The sequence below is a fragment of the Singulisphaera rosea genome, from assembly GCF_054877945.1.
On the sequence record NZ_JBTYIP020000007.1, the window covers coordinates 23,471 to 38,564 of the forward strand.

13 protein-coding genes and 1 riboswitch are annotated in these 15,094 nt (G+C 63.5%); of the genes, 7 read left to right on the forward strand and 6 right to left on the reverse strand.

Annotated features, from left to right (window positions below; genetic code table 11):
• Positions 1-105 precede the first annotated feature (105 nt).
• Complete coding sequence (locus tag ACYOEI_RS14550) at positions 106-903, forward strand: esterase/lipase family protein (RefSeq protein WP_462850234.1); 798 nt, start codon at positions 106-108, stop codon at positions 901-903.
• A 76-nt stretch (positions 904-979) separates the two neighbouring features.
• Here ACYOEI_RS14550 and ACYOEI_RS14555 read toward each other — a convergent pair whose 3' ends face one another.
• Positions 980-2,278 (reverse strand): dicarboxylate/amino acid:cation symporter, encoded by a 1,299-nt coding sequence (locus tag ACYOEI_RS14555; RefSeq protein WP_462850235.1) that lies wholly within the window; start codon positions 2,276-2,278, stop codon positions 980-982.
• A gap of 481 nt (positions 2,279-2,759) precedes the next feature.
• Here ACYOEI_RS14555 and ACYOEI_RS14560 point away from each other — a divergent pair, with 481 nt between their 5' ends.
• Together ACYOEI_RS14560 and ACYOEI_RS14565 are read left to right on the forward strand one after the other, a co-directional pair.
• Positions 2,760-4,064 carry a type II secretion system F family protein gene (locus tag ACYOEI_RS14560; protein ID WP_462850236.1) on the forward strand — a complete coding sequence of 435 codons (1,305 nt, stop codon included), beginning with the start codon at positions 2,760-2,762 and terminating at the stop codon, positions 4,062-4,064.
• Between the two features lie 26 nt (positions 4,065-4,090).
• Positions 4,091-5,482, forward strand: coding sequence for a neutral/alkaline non-lysosomal ceramidase N-terminal domain-containing protein (locus ACYOEI_RS14565; RefSeq protein ID WP_462850237.1), 1,392 nt, complete (start codon positions 4,091-4,093; stop codon positions 5,480-5,482).
• Positions 5,483-5,577: 95 nt separating this feature from the next.
• Here ACYOEI_RS14565 and ACYOEI_RS14570 read toward each other — a convergent pair whose 3' ends face one another.
• From ACYOEI_RS14570 to ACYOEI_RS14585, 4 genes are all read right to left on the reverse strand, one after another.
• The gene (locus ACYOEI_RS14570; RefSeq protein WP_462850238.1) at positions 5,578-6,930 is read right to left on the reverse strand and encodes an MFS transporter; all 1,353 of its coding nucleotides are present in this window, start codon (positions 6,928-6,930) and stop codon (positions 5,578-5,580) included.
• 51 nt (positions 6,931-6,981) lie between these two features.
• Positions 6,982-8,460 (reverse strand): purine-cytosine permease family protein, encoded by a 1,479-nt coding sequence (locus ACYOEI_RS14575; RefSeq protein WP_462850239.1) that lies wholly within the window; start codon positions 8,458-8,460, stop codon positions 6,982-6,984.
• 232 nt (positions 8,461-8,692) lie between these two features.
• A complete protein-coding gene (locus ACYOEI_RS14580; protein ID WP_462850240.1) occupies positions 8,693-10,090 on the reverse strand; it encodes an MFS transporter in 1,398 nt (465 codons plus the stop codon).
• 138 nt (positions 10,091-10,228) lie between these two features.
• Positions 10,229-11,374, reverse strand: coding sequence for an acyl-CoA dehydrogenase family protein (locus ACYOEI_RS14585; RefSeq protein ID WP_462850241.1), 1,146 nt, complete (start codon positions 11,372-11,374; stop codon positions 10,229-10,231).
• Between the two features lie 201 nt (positions 11,375-11,575).
• A riboswitch (cobalamin riboswitch) is annotated at positions 11,576-11,751 on the forward strand.
• Between the two features lie 398 nt (positions 11,752-12,149).
• Here ACYOEI_RS14585 and ACYOEI_RS14590 point away from each other — a divergent pair.
• The 4 genes from ACYOEI_RS14590 to cobO all read left to right on the forward strand — a co-directional run bounded on the left by ACYOEI_RS14590 (position 12,150) and on the right by cobO (position 14,324).
• The gene (locus ACYOEI_RS14590) at positions 12,150-12,335 is read left to right on the forward strand and encodes a hypothetical protein (protein ID WP_462850242.1); all 186 of its coding nucleotides are present in this window, start codon (positions 12,150-12,152) and stop codon (positions 12,333-12,335) included.
• A 262-nt stretch (positions 12,336-12,597) separates the two neighbouring features.
• A complete protein-coding gene (locus ACYOEI_RS14595) occupies positions 12,598-12,969 on the forward strand; it encodes a hypothetical protein (protein WP_462850243.1) in 372 nt (123 codons plus the stop codon).
• Between the two features lie 28 nt (positions 12,970-12,997).
• Complete coding sequence (locus tag ACYOEI_RS14600) at positions 12,998-13,693, forward strand: VIT1/CCC1 transporter family protein (protein WP_462850244.1); 696 nt, start codon at positions 12,998-13,000, stop codon at positions 13,691-13,693.
• A gap of 70 nt (positions 13,694-13,763) precedes the next feature.
• Entirely contained in the window at positions 13,764-14,324 is a 561-nt protein-coding gene (gene cobO / locus ACYOEI_RS14605; protein WP_462850245.1) for a cob(I)yrinic acid a,c-diamide adenosyltransferase, read from the forward strand.
• A gap of 196 nt (positions 14,325-14,520) precedes the next feature.
• Here cobO and ACYOEI_RS14610 read toward each other — a convergent pair whose 3' ends face one another.
• Entirely contained in the window at positions 14,521-14,829 is a 309-nt protein-coding gene (locus ACYOEI_RS14610) for a hypothetical protein (protein ID WP_462850246.1), read from the reverse strand.
• Positions 14,830-15,094: the final 265 nt, after the last annotated feature.

Here is a 15,094-nt window from a genome sequence, read left to right on the forward strand (position 1 = left end):
TATAATCAATCGTAAGATGGCCAAGGAGGGGTGCTGGGCGGGTCGAGTATGGCGCGTCTCGGAGACCAGGGAGGACCGTGACGCCCCCCGGGATCGTCTCTGGCTATGTGTCCCAAGCTTCATTCACCGATCGTCCTGGCGCATGGGCTCTTCGGCTTCAAGCAGATCGCGCTCGGGCGCCTAACGCTGACAACCTACTTCCGTGGGTTGCCGGAATACCTTCGAGCGTCGGGGAACCGAGTCCTGGTGACGACGGTCCCTCCGATCGCGGGCCTCGACCTCCGAGCTCGCCGGCTCGGAGAAGAGATCCTCGAGGCCTTTCCCAACGAGCCGGTCCACATCATCGGCCACAGCTCGGGAGGGCTCGATGCGCGTTGGCTACTGTCCGACCCGGCCTGGAACTCGCGAGTTTTGAGCCTGACGACCGTCGGCTCGCCCCACCTCGGCTCGGCGCTCGCGGACTTCGCCAAACTCCGTCTCGGCAGGATCTACGAACAGCTCCGAGGGCTCGGGGTCGACCACCGAGGTTTCCTGGATATCACCAGGCGTTCCGCTCGGGCGTTTCATCGACACGCGGATATCCCTTCGCACATCGCCTGCTTCAGCGTCGCGGGGCAACCGGATCACGACCAGGTTTGCTGGCCACTCCGTCGCTTGCACGCGGCTCTCGCCGAGCTAGAAGGGCCCAACGACGGTTTGGTATCGGTCGAGTCGGCCCTGGCGTTCGGGGAGCCTTTGCCCGTCACGGGACTTGACCATCTCCGGCAGTTGAACTGGTTCCCTCCCGACCACGAAGTGCCCCCCGCATTCCACCTTTTCTCGGACATCCTCGAGAACCTGGCGAATCGCGGGTTCGCTTCGGCTGAAGATACCGCCTCCCTTCTCGCCGCGTCGAGTTCCTAAAGTCACCCCGACCCGGTGGAAATCCACCGGGTCGCGAGCGTGGCGGTTTCGACCACCTGATGATGATCGTGCGGACTCAGGTCTCGGTCGCGAGCAACTCAGCCTGCAAAGCTTTGGCGGGGATTGCCGTACGATCGAGTAGCACGGCCACGGTCATGTCGCCGAGGACGTTCGAAGTCGTCCGGCAACGGTCGAGGAACCAGTCGATCGTCAGCAGGACCGGGATCTTATCGGCGGGAAGTCCCACGGCCGCGAAGATCAGTGGGAGGGTGACGAAACTCCCCGAGGGGATCCCCCCTGCTCCGACGCTCGCGACCAGGGTCGTCAAGACGATGATGAGCTGGTCGGTCCATCCGAGCTGGAACCCGAGGGCCTGGGCCATGAACAGGACGGCCGTGGCCTGGTAGAGCGCGGTGCCGTCGTTGTTGAAGTTGGTCCCGATACACGCCGCCAACTGGCTCGATTCTTTGGAGACCCCGAGTCGACCCGTCAGGGCGCGGAGCGTGATCGGGATTGTCGCCGCGGTGCTGGCGGTGCTGAAGGTGCTCGCCATCACGTCGGTCGCCCCTTTCAGGAACCTCAAGGGGGACATCCTGCCGAAGATCGCCATCACGACGAGATACCAGAGGACCTGGCAACTCAATCCCGCCAGGACGACGCCGATCAGCCAGATCAGCGACTGGAAGACCTTGAGGCCCTCCTTCTGGCCGACGCTCGACGCGACGACCCCGAACACGGCGAGCGGCACGAGGGCCACGACCCACAGCAGGACGCGCATCATCAGTTCGAAGCCGAGATTCAAGAGGTCCACGGCCACTTTGAAGCTCGTCTCACCCCGCGCCTGCTGCTCATTGCGGATCTTCACGAGCCCGACGGCCAGCGCCAGGGTCAGGAGGACGAGTTGGGCCAGGTTGTTCTGAGCGAATGCGTCGCCCACGCTCTTGGGGATGAGCTCGATCAGGAGCGCGGAGACATCTTTTTTCGGGAGTGCGGGGGGCGGATTCGCGAGGTCGATGAGCTCGGCGCCGACACCTGGCCGGATGAGATTCGTCAGCAGGAGGCCGAAGCCCATCGCGACGAGTGTGTTGATGAGGTAGTAGACCATCATCAGAGTGCTCTGGCGGCCTCGGATGTCGTTCGAGACGATCGCGCTGAGGATCGCCAGGACGACGAGCGGCGCGGCCAGGGCCCGGATGGCGCGGATGATCAATTCCGCGAGCAGGTCAAATCGCTTGGCCCCGTCTCCCCAGTAGATCCCGACCGGGATCGCGATGATGACGGCCGCGATCACCCAGATATAGAGCGGGATCCCTCCAGGCCGGCTCTCGGGCTCGTCGGCGACCGCGATGTTCGGTGAGTCTTCGAGTTGCGACATCCAATCCCCCTCTAGGTCCGCGGAATCCGGCGATCGCCGATTCCTCCCAGGCCGTACCGACGTTCATACGAAATCGACCCTGGCCAGGCAAGCGTCCGGAGCTGGACGAATGGTAGTCAAGATCAAATTATTGAGTTTTCATGCGTGTGTTTTACGGCGGATTCTCCGAGGATTCGGGTTCCCGGGTTGGGGACGTCGTCATCATACGATCCCCGAATTCGGGACAATCCGGTTCGAGGCGACACACCTCGTACATTTGTCGAGAAATCGAAGGCCGTGCGTTGCATACGGCGAACAGGCCTCGGATAATGAAATTGGTGACGTAGGGTGGGCACCGCCCACCGAGGCATTGAAATGCCGGTGAACGGTGCCCACCCTGCGAGATTCCGGTGGGCGGTGCCTCTCCGTCGAGATGCTTGGTGTCGATCGGTCTTTTCAACGAATCCGTCCGGGATGAAGACCCGGCGGGGAGTGCTCTCCAATGAGTCGAGTTCCTGACGACTCCCTGCCGCCACGCAGGCCGAAGAAACCGGCGCATCCTGTGGACCCCGAGCTCGAACCGGGCATGAACACCTGGCAACCGAGTCCGAAGAAAGGCCAGGGGGCGCGACCAGGCTCGAACGCGGGCTCGGGTTCAGGGCCCGGAGCCGCCGCGAAATCCCGTTCAACCACCGACCCGAAACCGGAGCCGTCCAGCGGAGGCCCGACTTGGTGGGAGCGCATCGTGTTCGGCCAGGTCGGGTCGGGCCATCTCGCGAGGTTCTGTCGGCAGTTCGCGTCGTATTTGAACGCAGGCTTCGACATCGTCAAGGCCCTGTCCAGCCTGGAGAAGCAATTCGGCCGCACGGCCCTCGGTCCCGTGATCGGCCGCATGACCCTTGGCGTCCGGCGCGGGGATTCGCTGGCTGAGGTGGTGGCGAAGGAGCCCCAGGCCTTCGACCGGCTCTTCGTGAACATGATCAAGGTGGCCGAGGCTCGGGGCGGGGTGCCCGAGACACTCCAATCCTTGGCCCACCAATACGAATCACGCCAGAGCCTGATCCGACAGGCACGCTCGGCGATGATCTATCCGATCATCGTGCTGATCGTGGCCTCGGGCGCCATCGCGCTGATCACGATCTACCTACTCCCGATCTTTATCGAACTCCTCAAGGACATCGCCAAGGGGACCACGCTCCCGCTCCCGAGCCGCGTGCTGATGGCCTTCAGCAGCTTCATGGGCTGGATCGGTTGGTGGCTTGCCCCGCTCTCCTTCGTCGCCGTGCCGTTCCTCGCCCTTCGGATGTACAAGACGAAGCGTGGGAAGAGCCTGATGGACGAGGCGTCATTGTGGGTCCCCGTGCTCGGGTCGCTCTTGCAAAAGATCGATACGACTCGCCTGGCACGCACCCTCTCGGCGCTGCTTGGGGCGGGCGTGGATGTCGGGACCTCCCTCGACCTCACCGCCGAGGTCATGCGGCTGGACCCCTTCCGCAACGCGGTCCGCAGGGCACGCACCACCGTCGTCAATGGCGAAGAGCTGAGCGTGGCATTGCAGGCCTCGAATCGCTTCGGCCCCGACGTGATCGCAATCATCAACTCCGGAGAAGAGACCGGCAAGCTCCCCGAGTCTCTCGAGAAGCTCGCCGACGACTACGAGGAACAAGTCGCTTACATGGTCAAGAATATGGGCCAACTGGTCCAGCCCGTCCTCCTTGTCATCATGGGGGGGATCGTCCTCTTCATCATCCTGGCCGTCCTGCTGCCGTATATCTCCGTCCTCACGAGCCTGGCGGGCGGCACCTGAACGCGAACATCTGAGGGAACCGTGCGATGATCCGAGAGCACTTCCGAAGCCTTTTCTCCCTGATGCTGGTCGCGGGCGTTGGGGTCCTTTCTCCGCTCCCCGCGCGAGCCGAGGAGGGGCGAGGTTGGCGGGCGGGGACCGCTCGCGTGGCGATCACGCCGAAGACGCCGGTGTGGATGGCCGGCTACGGATCGCGCGACCACCCTTCCGAAGGGAAGGTCCACGACCTTTGGGCCAAGGCGCTCGTGCTCGATGATCCGGCAGGCGGCAAGGCCGCGCTCGTGACGGTCGACATCTGCGGGATCGGTCGCGACCTCTCGGTCCGGATCCGGGACACGCTCAAGGCAAAGCTGGGGCTTAGCCGAGAGCGAGTCGTCATCGCATGCTCGCATACCCACTGCGGGCCCGTGGTCGGCAACAATCTGCGGACGATGTTCCGACTCGATGACGAGCAGCTCAAGCGTGTCGACGACTACGCCAAGGTCTTCGAAGAGGCCGTCGTCGACACGGTCGTCAAGGCGGCGGCGAACCTCGAACCGGTCACGCTCGCCTGGGGGAACGGCCAGGCGGACTTCGCCGTGAACCGTCGGAACAACAAGGAGCCCGACGTCCCCGCCCTCAGGGAGAATGTGGCCCTCCAAGGGCCCATCGACCACGACGTCCCGGTCCTCCGACTGAATGGGAAAGACGGCCGGGCGAAGGCGATCGTCTTCGGATACGCATGCCATTGCACGGTCCTGTCGTTCTACCAGTTCTGCGGCGACTACGCCGGCTTCGCCCAACTCGCACTCGAGGCGAGTCATCCGGGCGCCCAGGCGATGTTCGTCGCTGGCTGCGGTGCCGATCAAAACCCCTTGCCTCGTCGCACGGTCGAACTCGCCGAGGCCTACGGGACGCAGCTTGCGGAGAGTGTTGAGCACGTCTTGAAAACGCCAATGCGGCCGATCACGACCCCGCTACGGGCCGCGGATACCGAGGTTGCCATCGCCTTCGGGACTCTCCCCAGCCGCGACCAGATCGAGCGGGACGCGAAGGCCTCGGACTTTTACATCGCCAATCGGGCCAAGGCGCTCCTCAAGACGATCGAGTCGCAAGGCTCGCTGTCCAAGGACTACCCATATCCGGTCCAGGCGTGGATCCTCGGCGACCTGAGCTGGGTCTTCCTCGGCGGAGAGGTCGTCGTCGACTACTCACTCCGAATCAAGCGGAACCTCGGCTCGTCGAAGACGTGGGTCTCGGCTTACTGCAATGATGTTTGCGCCTACATGCCTTCGTTGCGCGTCCTGAAGGAGGGAGGCTACGAGGGGGCGACCTCGATGATCTATTATGGCCATCCTACGAGCTGGGCGGAGTCGATCGAGGAGGACATCATCGGGGCTGTCGGGCGGGTCATGAAGACCGCGAAGTCGGCTCCCTGAACGATCGAAGCGGCAAGGCTTCCCACACGCCGAATCGACACACGCCGTTCCGGTTGACCGCCTTGTTCGATCCGGTCCGGCGTGCCTGCCGGGATTCACTCGCCCGGTGGCTCGGCCCGCCTCTCTTCGTGGAAGAGATTCTTCGAGAAGATCCCCACGAGCGCCACGATCAGGCACAGCGTTGCCGAGATGACCATGGCGGTGGTCACACCGAAGCTCGATGCGAGCCGACCGGTCCAGAGCGAGCCGAGCGGCACCGAGCCCGAGTAGACGATCATCCAGATTCCCATAACCCGACCGCGAAGGTGGTCGGGCACGGTCAACTGAATCAAGGTTTGAGTCGCCGCGTAGAAGAGCACCGCGCCGAAGCCCACGCCTAGGACGCACGCGGAAGCCACCGCGAGCCGTCCTTTACCCTCAAGGACGGAGCCGGCCAGCGGGGGTAGAACGGCCGCCGCGGCGAGCGATCCACCGAAGAGGACGAGCCCGGCCAGGACGAGCCCCTCCTTACGCTTGATGCCCCCGAGCGAGGCGACCAGCAAGGCTCCCAGGGTCGCACCGATCCCGCTACAGGCGAGGATGACGCTGTAACCGACGACGTCCGTCTGGACGACCCGTCGCGCATAAGCCGGGATCATGGCGTCGAAGCCCATTCCGACAACACCGAAGAACGCCATGAGGAGGAAGTGCATCGCGATCTTGCGGTCGTGCCACAGGTACGCGATCCCGCCGAACCCGGTTCCCGGTCCCTTGTTCCCCGCGGCAGCCCGAGTGTGCCCGCCGCTGATCATCAACAGGGCCGCGAGCGCCCCGAGATAGCTCGCGCCGTTGATCACGAAGCAGGTGGTGGGACCGAAGCTCGCGTAGAAGAACCCTGCGAGGGCCGGCCCGAGCACGCGCGAGGCATTGAAGAGCCCCGAGTTCAGCGCGATCGCGTTCGTCAGGTCGGCTCGGCCTACGATCTCGAACAGAAAGACCTGGCGACTCGGCATCTCGAAGGTGACGCAGATCCGCGTCAGGGCCAGGATCAAGATCAGGATCGGGACCTCGATGATGTCGAAACCCACGAGCGCGGCGAGGGCGAACGCGAGCGCCATCTGGCCGACTTCCATGACCAGGATCATCTTGCGAGGGGCGAATCGGTCGGCGAATTCTCCGGCGATGAGTCCGACGAGCAGGCCCGGGAGGAGGCTCACGGCGGCGACAATACCGAGCCACGATTCCGAGTTGGTCCGCTCGAAGACGAGCCAGTTGACCGCCGCGGCCTGGAGCCAGGTGCCGATGAGGCTGATCCCCTGCCCGATGTAGTAGCGGCGATAGTCGGGATTGTCGAGGGCCGCGAACGTGCGGGAGCGCACCGAAGTCGAAGGGACGGGGGCGTCCGCCATGAAGTTCCCGAGGGCCGGAGGTTCGCGATCGGCCTGCACGTGGGGCCGAGAATGTTTCAAAGATTATGCACCCGACGCGCCAGGTCCTTCAACCTTGGGGCTCCAACGGGCTCAGAACGTCTCGGCAGGGAGGGGTGGCGGGGGGAAAGCAACGACTTCGGGCTCCAGCCCGCGCGCCGCGAGCAGGAGATAGACGAGGAAGGCCGCGATGAAGGCAAACAGCGAGGCGGGTTGAAAGCGTTCAATCAGATCGGGATTCCTCCAGAGCGGAGCTGACAGGGGGATCAAGCCGATCAAGACTCCGATGACCCAGGCGATTAGACCCGCCGGATTGATCCCGCACCGGATCCCCGACCAGTTCCCTCGCGATCGGACGAAGTCGCCGGCGAGGGCTCCGACCATCGGAGCGAACAGGGCCCCCATGATCGTGAAGAGGCCCTCGAGTCGGATCGGTAGGCCGATCGCGACGAAAACCCACGCGATCGCGGCGCCGAGCAGGCTCCACTGGAGTTTCGAGAGCCCCGACCATACGGCTGACAGGCGTTGGCCCAAGACGTGGCAGGCGAAGACCGAAGGGGCCAGCGCGGCGAGCCCGATCACCAGGAGGATCACGCCGCAAAGATTTCCGCCGACTCCGAGGAGGAGGGCAACCCGGACGCTGAAGTTTCCGACCCCAGCGGCTCCCGACAATCCGCTCGGCGCGGGGAACTTGCCCAGGGCGCCCGCGACGACTAACAGCGCCAATGTGGCAACGATCGTCGATGCGAATGCCACGCCGACCAGGCCACCGACGCGAACGTCCTTCTGCGAGCGCGTCACCGTCCCCCAGTCGGCCGCCGACGCCCCCGCATAGGCGAAGTAGCCGAAGATCATCTGGATCATCATCAGGAAGGCTTTCGCCGCGCCATTGCGGACCGGCTCGGACGTGCTCGGGTCGATCGACAGCGGTTGGAAATCGCGGACGCCGCCGATCGTCACGATGACGGCGACGGCGAGCATCAACGCCGAGAAGATCGGGTAGATGTTCATTAGGGCCGCGATCACTCGGACGAGGTAGTTGCCAACGAGAGCGGCGGCGTAGACCCAGGTCAGCGAGGTCACCAGGAAGAGCGGGCTCTGGACTCGCAGGCTCCCGAGGTCCCAGGGCCGGATCGAGCGGGGGCTGAGGAATCCGAGCGAGTTCAAACCCTGGAGCGTCCAATCGGTGGCATAAAAGGTCGACACCGCGATCCAGACGAGCTGGACCAGGCCGACGAGCACTCCGGTCAACCAGACCGTCCCCCTCGCCCCGAAGGTGCTCCCGCCGAGGACCAGCAAGCCTCGGCCGGTTCTTTGGCCCCAGGTCGCCGGGACGAGATAGAGCAGGAGGAAGCAGAGCAACCCCCCGGCGGCGGCCCCGAGGACGGACCACCCGAGTCCCCCCACCGCGAGAGTCCGTCTCCCCAGTTGGTCGAAGTAGACCACCCAGAGGAACATTCCGATATACGTCGGTGCGATCGTCTTGGTCCAGCTCTTGCGCTCGAGCGCGGGCGTGGACAGGGCCGAGGTGAGCGAGGCGGGAAGAATGGACGAGCGAGCGTCGGCTGGCATTTCCACGATCAGTCTCAATTTCGTTGGAACCCGAGGCGAGGGGGAATCTTTGAAGGTCTCCCCCATTCGAGGACAAAACCCAAAGGCCCGGCGGGGATCTCCGGGCCGTCACCGGTTTCGATTTTCACCAAAGGGTGACGACGGAAGATAGTGAACGTTCGTCGACACACACGAAGAAGCCCACGGTGTTTAGCACCGTGGGCTCGGTGTGGACACGCAGCTTGAAATAGAGCTAGAAGTCCGACGCCAACTCGGCCGACGAGAACTTCTTCCCGGTGAGGACCTCGGGTTTGTAGCCGCCTCTCGCTTTGTCACTCAGGGCGATGGCGCCGAAGATGACGACTAGCACGACCGGAAGTGCGGAAACATAACGGAAGGACCACTTGGCCCCTTCACTCTGGGCCTTGAGGACGACGTCCTGCTGGTCCTTTGGAAGAGCCTTGACCTTGTCGACACTGACCACCTTGTCGACGACCACGCTCTTCTGGAGGGCGGGTGGGAGGGTGTTGTAGGTGATGTTGTCGTTGATGTTTCCCATGAGCGGAGAGACAACGCCGATCGCGACGTTGCCGACGCAGCCCATCAAGCCAAGCAGGAAGGCCCCACCGCGCGGGAACCGCTCGGCCGTGACCCCCAGCATTGTCGGCCAGAAGTAGACGATACCGAGGCCATAGATCGTCGCGGCGATGACTACGGTCGTGGTGTCATAGGCGAAGCTTAGGGCATAGAGGCCGATCGCCGACAGGATCGAAGACCCTGTGAGCATGCCGACCGGTGACAGTCGGTGGGCGATCGGGCCGGCGAAGTGCCTTAGTGTGAACATGATGGCGCTGGTGCCCATCAAGACGTACGTCCCGTTGATGCCGGCCGTCTTCTCGAGGACGAGGCTTTGCATCCCCTGCGGAGCGAGCTCGGTCGACGCCGTGAGAAGCATGCAAAACGCCCACAGCAAGAACATGGGCCGAGCCGACTGTGAGAGCATCTCTTTTTGGGAGATACCCGAGGCCACCCGTTCGGTCACCGGGAATTCTTGGACCAGGAAAAGCAGACCATAGATCACGGTCGGGACCAAAATCAAAGCGACTTTGATCTGCCACCCGGTCATCGTCGCTTCTTTCGAGATCGAACCGGAGTCAAGGCCGAAGGCGGTGGTGATACCAACCGAGAGCAGACCCCCGAGGAATAGGCCGCCCGGCCACCAGGCATGGAGTACGTTGAGCCGGTGAGTCTTCTCGGATGGGTATAGCGTGGCTGCGAGCGGGTTAATCCCGATCTCGACGAGACCGTTGCCGCTCCCCACGAGGAATGTGGCGAAGCAGAGGAGATAGTAGGCCGATTCCCCCTGTCCGGCGATGAACGGGCAACCGATCGTGAGAATCGTCCCGATGAGGTGGCAAAGGAAAGCCAGGCCGAGCATGTTCTTCATGCCGAGGGTGTCGACGATGAAGGAGCCGACCGCCATCGAGGCCGCCATGCCCCAGAACGCCAGGCCGGCGATGAAGCCAAGTTGCGTGGCGTTCAGTCCGAACGTGACCCCCCACGCGGGCAAGACATCTTGCCGGATGACAAACGAGAAGGCCGATGCCACGAGCGAGATGCAACTGGCCACGAACAGACGACTCGGATTCATGCGCTCGACCTCCCAAGGACTTCTGGGCACCGATTCTCGTTGGTGATGACCAGGGAATCGCTATTTCATAACCGAGCGGTCGCCCGCTTACCAGTAGGGCGCGAGTCGAGCCTCCCAGGGAGTTCCGGACCTCGTCCGTCAACGGATCAGGTGCTGCGCGATGATGTTCCGCTGAATCTCGTTCGTCCCCGAATAGATGGTGCTCCCGATGCTGTCGCGCAGGTCCCGCTCGATCCCGTTCTCGGTGACGAACCCGGCCGCGCCGAAGAGTTGCACGGCGTCGAGGCTGTTCTTCACGAAGCAGTCCGAGACGTAAAGCTTGGCCATCGCGGCCTCGAGCGTCGCGTCCTTCCCCTGGGCCTTGAGCCAGCCGATCTTGTAGACGAGGGGGCGGCAAGTCTCCAGGCGCAACGACATGTCTACGATTTTGTTTGCGACAGACTGGAATTTCCCGATCGGCTTGCCGAACTGCTTCCGGCGCTTCGCATGCTGGATGCAACGTTCGAGCTGGCGTCGCATCGTCCCGAGGGTGCTGGCGAGGATCGCGCCTCGCTCCCATTCCATCGAGCAGTTGAACACCTCGGCACCGCGCCCTTCGCGACCGAGGAGGTTATCCGCCGGGACCTCGCAGTCTTCGAACGCCAATTCGCCCATGGGTACGGTCCGGACGCCGAGCTTGGGGATCTCGCGGACAACCCGGAAACCCGGGGTCTCGCGAGGGATGATGAACGCGCTGATGCCCAGGATGCCGCGGGCGGGATCGGTCGTCGCGTAGCAGACGAAGAGGTCCGCCACGGGACCGCTCGTCACCCAGGTCTTGCGACCATTCAGGATCCACCGATCGCCGCGAGGCTCCGCGCGAGCGGTCATGCTGAAGATGTCGGAGCCGGCCTCGACCTCGCTGGCGCCGTTGGCACCGACGAAGGTCCCGTCGCAGAGACTGGGCAGGAAACGACGCTTCTGGTCCTCGGTGCCGTAGCGGAGGATCGGGATCGAGTTGGTCCACATCGACGCGTTCATCGCGAAGATCAGGCCGTTGTCGGGGCAGCCGTACCCGAGCCCCTCCATCGCCGCGATCGTCACCGGAAGACCTTGGCCTCGTCCGCCGTATTCGACGGGGATGGGGAGACCCTGGATCCCGAACTCGGCGCAGAGTTGCCAGCCTTCACGCCAGAACTCTCGGCGCTCATCCCGGCCGAGCAGGTCGTCGATCAGCCGATCGCGGGCGAACTTGGTCGCGGAGTCGTGCCACTCTTGCTGCTCCTGACTCAAACCGAAATCCATCCCAATCGCCTCCGTGCCGCGCTCGGCCTTCGAGTTGTCCTGGACGCACTTTACCCCAACGGATTCCGGGCCGTAAACCCGACGGGGCGAGTGCCGAGGCCGAGTGAACGACTTCGGTTTTGGCCATTGACTTTGGCCGGGAGCCGAACCCATGATAAGGCGGTCGGGCCGCGTGCGAGGGGTTCTCCTCCCGCGTGCGGGCCGAGTGCGAATGTCCCGGTCCAAGGGAAGCCGGTTCCAATCCGGCGCGGCCCCGCCGCTGTAAGTGGGAACGGCGTGTTCACGGTTCAGGCCACTGCCCGCGAAACCTCGGGTGGGAAGGCCGAACACGACGACGGCCCATAAGCCAGAAGACCTGACCGGGATCTCCATGTCCTCTGACGCCTTCGAGGGTGAGGCGATCGAGGGATTTCGCGGAACTCGCTCGGAGTCCGGGCGTCTCTTTGGCCCGAGTTTGGCTCCGAGTCGATCCGTCCCATCCCTACGACGACCCAACCTTCGACCCGTCGCGAGACAGCCAGGGTGTCCGGAGAGACCAAATCTCCCGGACCGGTTGCCGAAGGTGAGGGTTCGTCGTTGTCCCGCTGCCTATCCACACTCGACAACGAGTCTCATGCCCTCCCGGGCGCCTTCACGGCCGTCCCTGCTCTCAGCATCGTGTTCGATGGATTTGAGCACGCGGGCGACCATCGTTCTCGAAAATCACCACACGCTTAATGCTTCAACCCTTGGGGCGTATCCCGAGGGTGGTCGGATGGCCTTGCAAAGGACTACGATGATGCTCCTGTTCGCACACCACATGGGCGTTGAACTGTTCGGCCGTGAATACTCGCCGCAAACGACCTTCGAGCACATCTGCGTCTTCGCGGTGCTCGCCCTCCTGATGACGACTTCGGCGGTGGGCACCTGGACGATCGCGTCGAAGCTGCTCGGCCGCGACAAAATGGTCAACACCAATTGATCGTTTGTTAAAACTTCGATGCCACGGCCTGGAGGATTCCCCTTCGACTCGCGCAGGCAACGGTCGTCCTCGGCTCGTGGCGGATCAGGATGAGATCGAGCCGACTCTTTGCGTGGCCTGGTCTCGGCTCGGGTTATTGCGTGATGACCGAGTTTCGATTCGAGTGGAGACCATCGGTTCAACATCCACTCGAGGGCCTCGTGCCGTGACCATGCCGAGAGCTTCGACTCCGAGCCGGCTGAAACGCGTGGGGTTGCGTTCCATGGCTTACGCCTGGGCCTTCCCGACGACCCTCGTCGGGCTGACGGCGGGGGCATTGACGCTGGCAACTCGAGGGAACGTCCAGTACCGAATCGGGACGCTCGAATTTTACGGCGGGTTTTCGACCTGGTTCGCGCGGCGATTCCGGTTCGGAGCCATGACGTTGGGTCATGTGATCATCGGTCGTGATGTCTATTCGCTCGAGGCGTGCCGAGAGCATGAACAGGCCCACGTCCGCCAGGTCGAGCGGTGGGGAGGTGCCTTCATCCCCGCTTATCTCCTGGCCAGCTTGTGGGCCTGGTCGCAAGGGCAACATTATTATCTCGACAACTGGTTCGAACGAGACGCACGTCGGGCGTGTGGCGAGTGGTGACGGACCCGGTGCTTGAGGTATGTCGACGATGCCCATGACCAATCATGTCGAACGCCATTTCACGTCAAGCGAATTCGTCCGCGACGTCGTCATCGGCATGTCCGACGGGCTGACCGTCCCGTTTGCCCTCGCCGCGGGGCTATCGGGCACGATCCACGAGACGTGGATCATCGTCACCGCGGGCCTGGCGGAGGTCGCCGCGGGCTCGATCGCCATGGGGCTCGGGGGATTCCTCGCCGCGAGGAGCGACGCCGAACATTACGCCGTCGAGAAGCAGCGCGAGTGGCGAGAAGTCGAGACCATGCCCGACGTCGAGCTGGCGGAAGTCGCCGAGCTCTTCCGAACCTACGGGCTCTCGGACGAAGCCATCGCCCCGATCCTCCAGGCCTTCCGGGACAACCCGCAAGCCTGGGTCGACTTCATGATGCGATACGAGCTCGGCCTCGAAGAACCCGATCCCAAGCGAGCCCTGGCGAGTGCGTCCACCATCGCCGGTGCCTACGTCGCGGGGGGCCTCATCCCTCTCCTGCCCTACATGCTCTGCGAGACCGCCACGCAGGCCCTCGGTGCGTCCGTCGCGGTTACCTTGCTGGCCTTGTTCATTTTTGGATATGTCAAGGGGCGTTTCACCGGGACGCGCCCCTACCGCAGTGCGGCCCAGACCACGCTGATCGGGGGACTCGCGGCGACCGCAGCCTTCCTGATCGCGCGGGCGTTTTCCTGAAGAAAGTCCCGGCGGTCCCACCCGCCCTCACTCGACAGATCCAGACCGGCCCGAGGAGGGCCCAAACTCGATGAGCGACGCACCCGAGCCCCCCAAGCCCGACCCGAAGCGCCGGCACGGTCTGATCCTGGTCAACACGGGGGACGGCAAGGGGAAGACGACCGCCGCCCTCGGGCTTGCCTTCCGGGCCCTCGGGAGCGGGTTCAAGGTCTTCATGGTCCAGTACATCAAGGGGAAGTGGAAGACCGGCGAGAAGAAGATGGCCGACCGACTCGCCCCCGACCTCCAAATCCTCCCGATGGGCGACGGCTTCACCTGGGACACCAAAAACCCCGCCCAAGACATCGCCACGACCCTAAAGATCTGGGAGGTCAGCAAGGAGGCGATCGAGTCGGGCAAGTACGACATCGTGATCCTTGACGAGATCAACGTCGTCATGAAGCTCGGCTACCTCGAGCCCCAAGTCGTCATCGAGACGTTGAAGTCAAGGAATCCGCGGCTCCATGTCGTGCTGACCGGGCGAGGCGCTCCGCCCGCCATCATCGAGGCGGCCGACCTCGTCTCCGAAATCGTCCCGATCAAGCATCCGTACAAGGCCGGGATCAAAGCCCAGTTGGGGATCGAGTTCTGACCGACCGAGACTCACGCCGCGCCGCCGGGAGGGATTCGACTTCGATTGTCCCAGGGCGAACGAACGGTCCGGCGAGGGAGGACCTTTAGGTTGGAGCGTTCGCCGGACTCAATTGCAGAGATCATTCGCCGCAAAATTCTTTGAAATCGAAGGCGGTTTGCTCCGAGAGGTGGGAAGGTTTACCCCCCCTTGCCGTTCATCGGACCCGGTAGGTTTGCGGATAGTAGTAATAATATTGAGGCGCTTGCGGATAATAATATCCGGGCGCCGGGGTGACGACCCTGGGTGCGGCCATGCGTCGAGGGGCCGACCGCGGCCGGGTGTATGCATTCGCGCCTTGGGGCCGATAGAAAAGGCTCCCCTGGTTATAGGGGAAGTCGGCGTACGTGTTCGGGACGTACGAGCTGGACCGCGACTGGGCCTGGGCGATGCCGCCCATCGGGGATGTGACCGCCCCGAGCACCACGAGACTCGCGAATGCCGCCGATCGCCAAGAAATTGTCATCGGAGATCCTCGAAACCTAGGAATGGGGCATCTTGCGACGCCAACCTTCCACTCAATCATAGGATGTTGCGGATCAAACGCGAAGCGGTTGAACCGGATGGAGTTCTCCGCCCCTCGAATCGTCTCGAAGGAATCGCGAAATCGGGGCCGTGAGACCGGCCGAAGTCGCATCATGACGAACAGACCAACAGGAAATTGAGATCGCATGCCCTGTATGGTATGGTCGGTCTGATATGCGATCGGTGCGCCGAGCGTGTCCGCGCGA

What these genes read in the sequence shown, in the direction of transcription:
- ACYOEI_RS14575 (WP_462850239.1), bottom strand. Translation starts at nt 8,460, where the DNA reads ATGCCAGCCGACGCTCGCTCGTCCATTCTTCCCGCCTCGCTCACCTCG.
- ACYOEI_RS14565 (WP_462850237.1), top strand. Translation starts at nt 4,091, where the DNA reads ATGATCCGAGAGCACTTCCGAAGCCTTTTCTCCCTGATGCTGGTCGCG.
- ACYOEI_RS14580 (WP_462850240.1), bottom strand. Translation starts at nt 10,090, where the DNA reads ATGAATCCGAGTCGTCTGTTCGTGGCCAGTTGCATCTCGCTCGTGGCA.
- ACYOEI_RS14590 (WP_462850242.1), top strand. Translation starts at nt 12,150, where the DNA reads ATGATGCTCCTGTTCGCACACCACATGGGCGTTGAACTGTTCGGCCGT.
- ACYOEI_RS14595 (WP_462850243.1), top strand. Translation starts at nt 12,598, where the DNA reads ATGGCTTACGCCTGGGCCTTCCCGACGACCCTCGTCGGGCTGACGGCG.
- ACYOEI_RS14550 (WP_462850234.1), top strand. Translation starts at nt 106, where the DNA reads ATGTGTCCCAAGCTTCATTCACCGATCGTCCTGGCGCATGGGCTCTTC.
- ACYOEI_RS14585 (WP_462850241.1), bottom strand. Translation starts at nt 11,374, where the DNA reads ATGGATTTCGGTTTGAGTCAGGAGCAGCAAGAGTGGCACGACTCCGCG.
- cobO (WP_462850245.1), top strand. Translation starts at nt 13,764, where the DNA reads ATGAGCGACGCACCCGAGCCCCCCAAGCCCGACCCGAAGCGCCGGCAC.
- ACYOEI_RS14560 (WP_462850236.1), top strand. Translation starts at nt 2,760, where the DNA reads ATGAGTCGAGTTCCTGACGACTCCCTGCCGCCACGCAGGCCGAAGAAA.
- ACYOEI_RS14610 (WP_462850246.1), bottom strand. Translation starts at nt 14,829, where the DNA reads ATGACAATTTCTTGGCGATCGGCGGCATTCGCGAGTCTCGTGGTGCTC.
- ACYOEI_RS14600 (WP_462850244.1), top strand. Translation starts at nt 12,998, where the DNA reads ATGCCCATGACCAATCATGTCGAACGCCATTTCACGTCAAGCGAATTC.
- ACYOEI_RS14555 (WP_462850235.1), bottom strand. Translation starts at nt 2,278, where the DNA reads ATGTCGCAACTCGAAGACTCACCGAACATCGCGGTCGCCGACGAGCCC.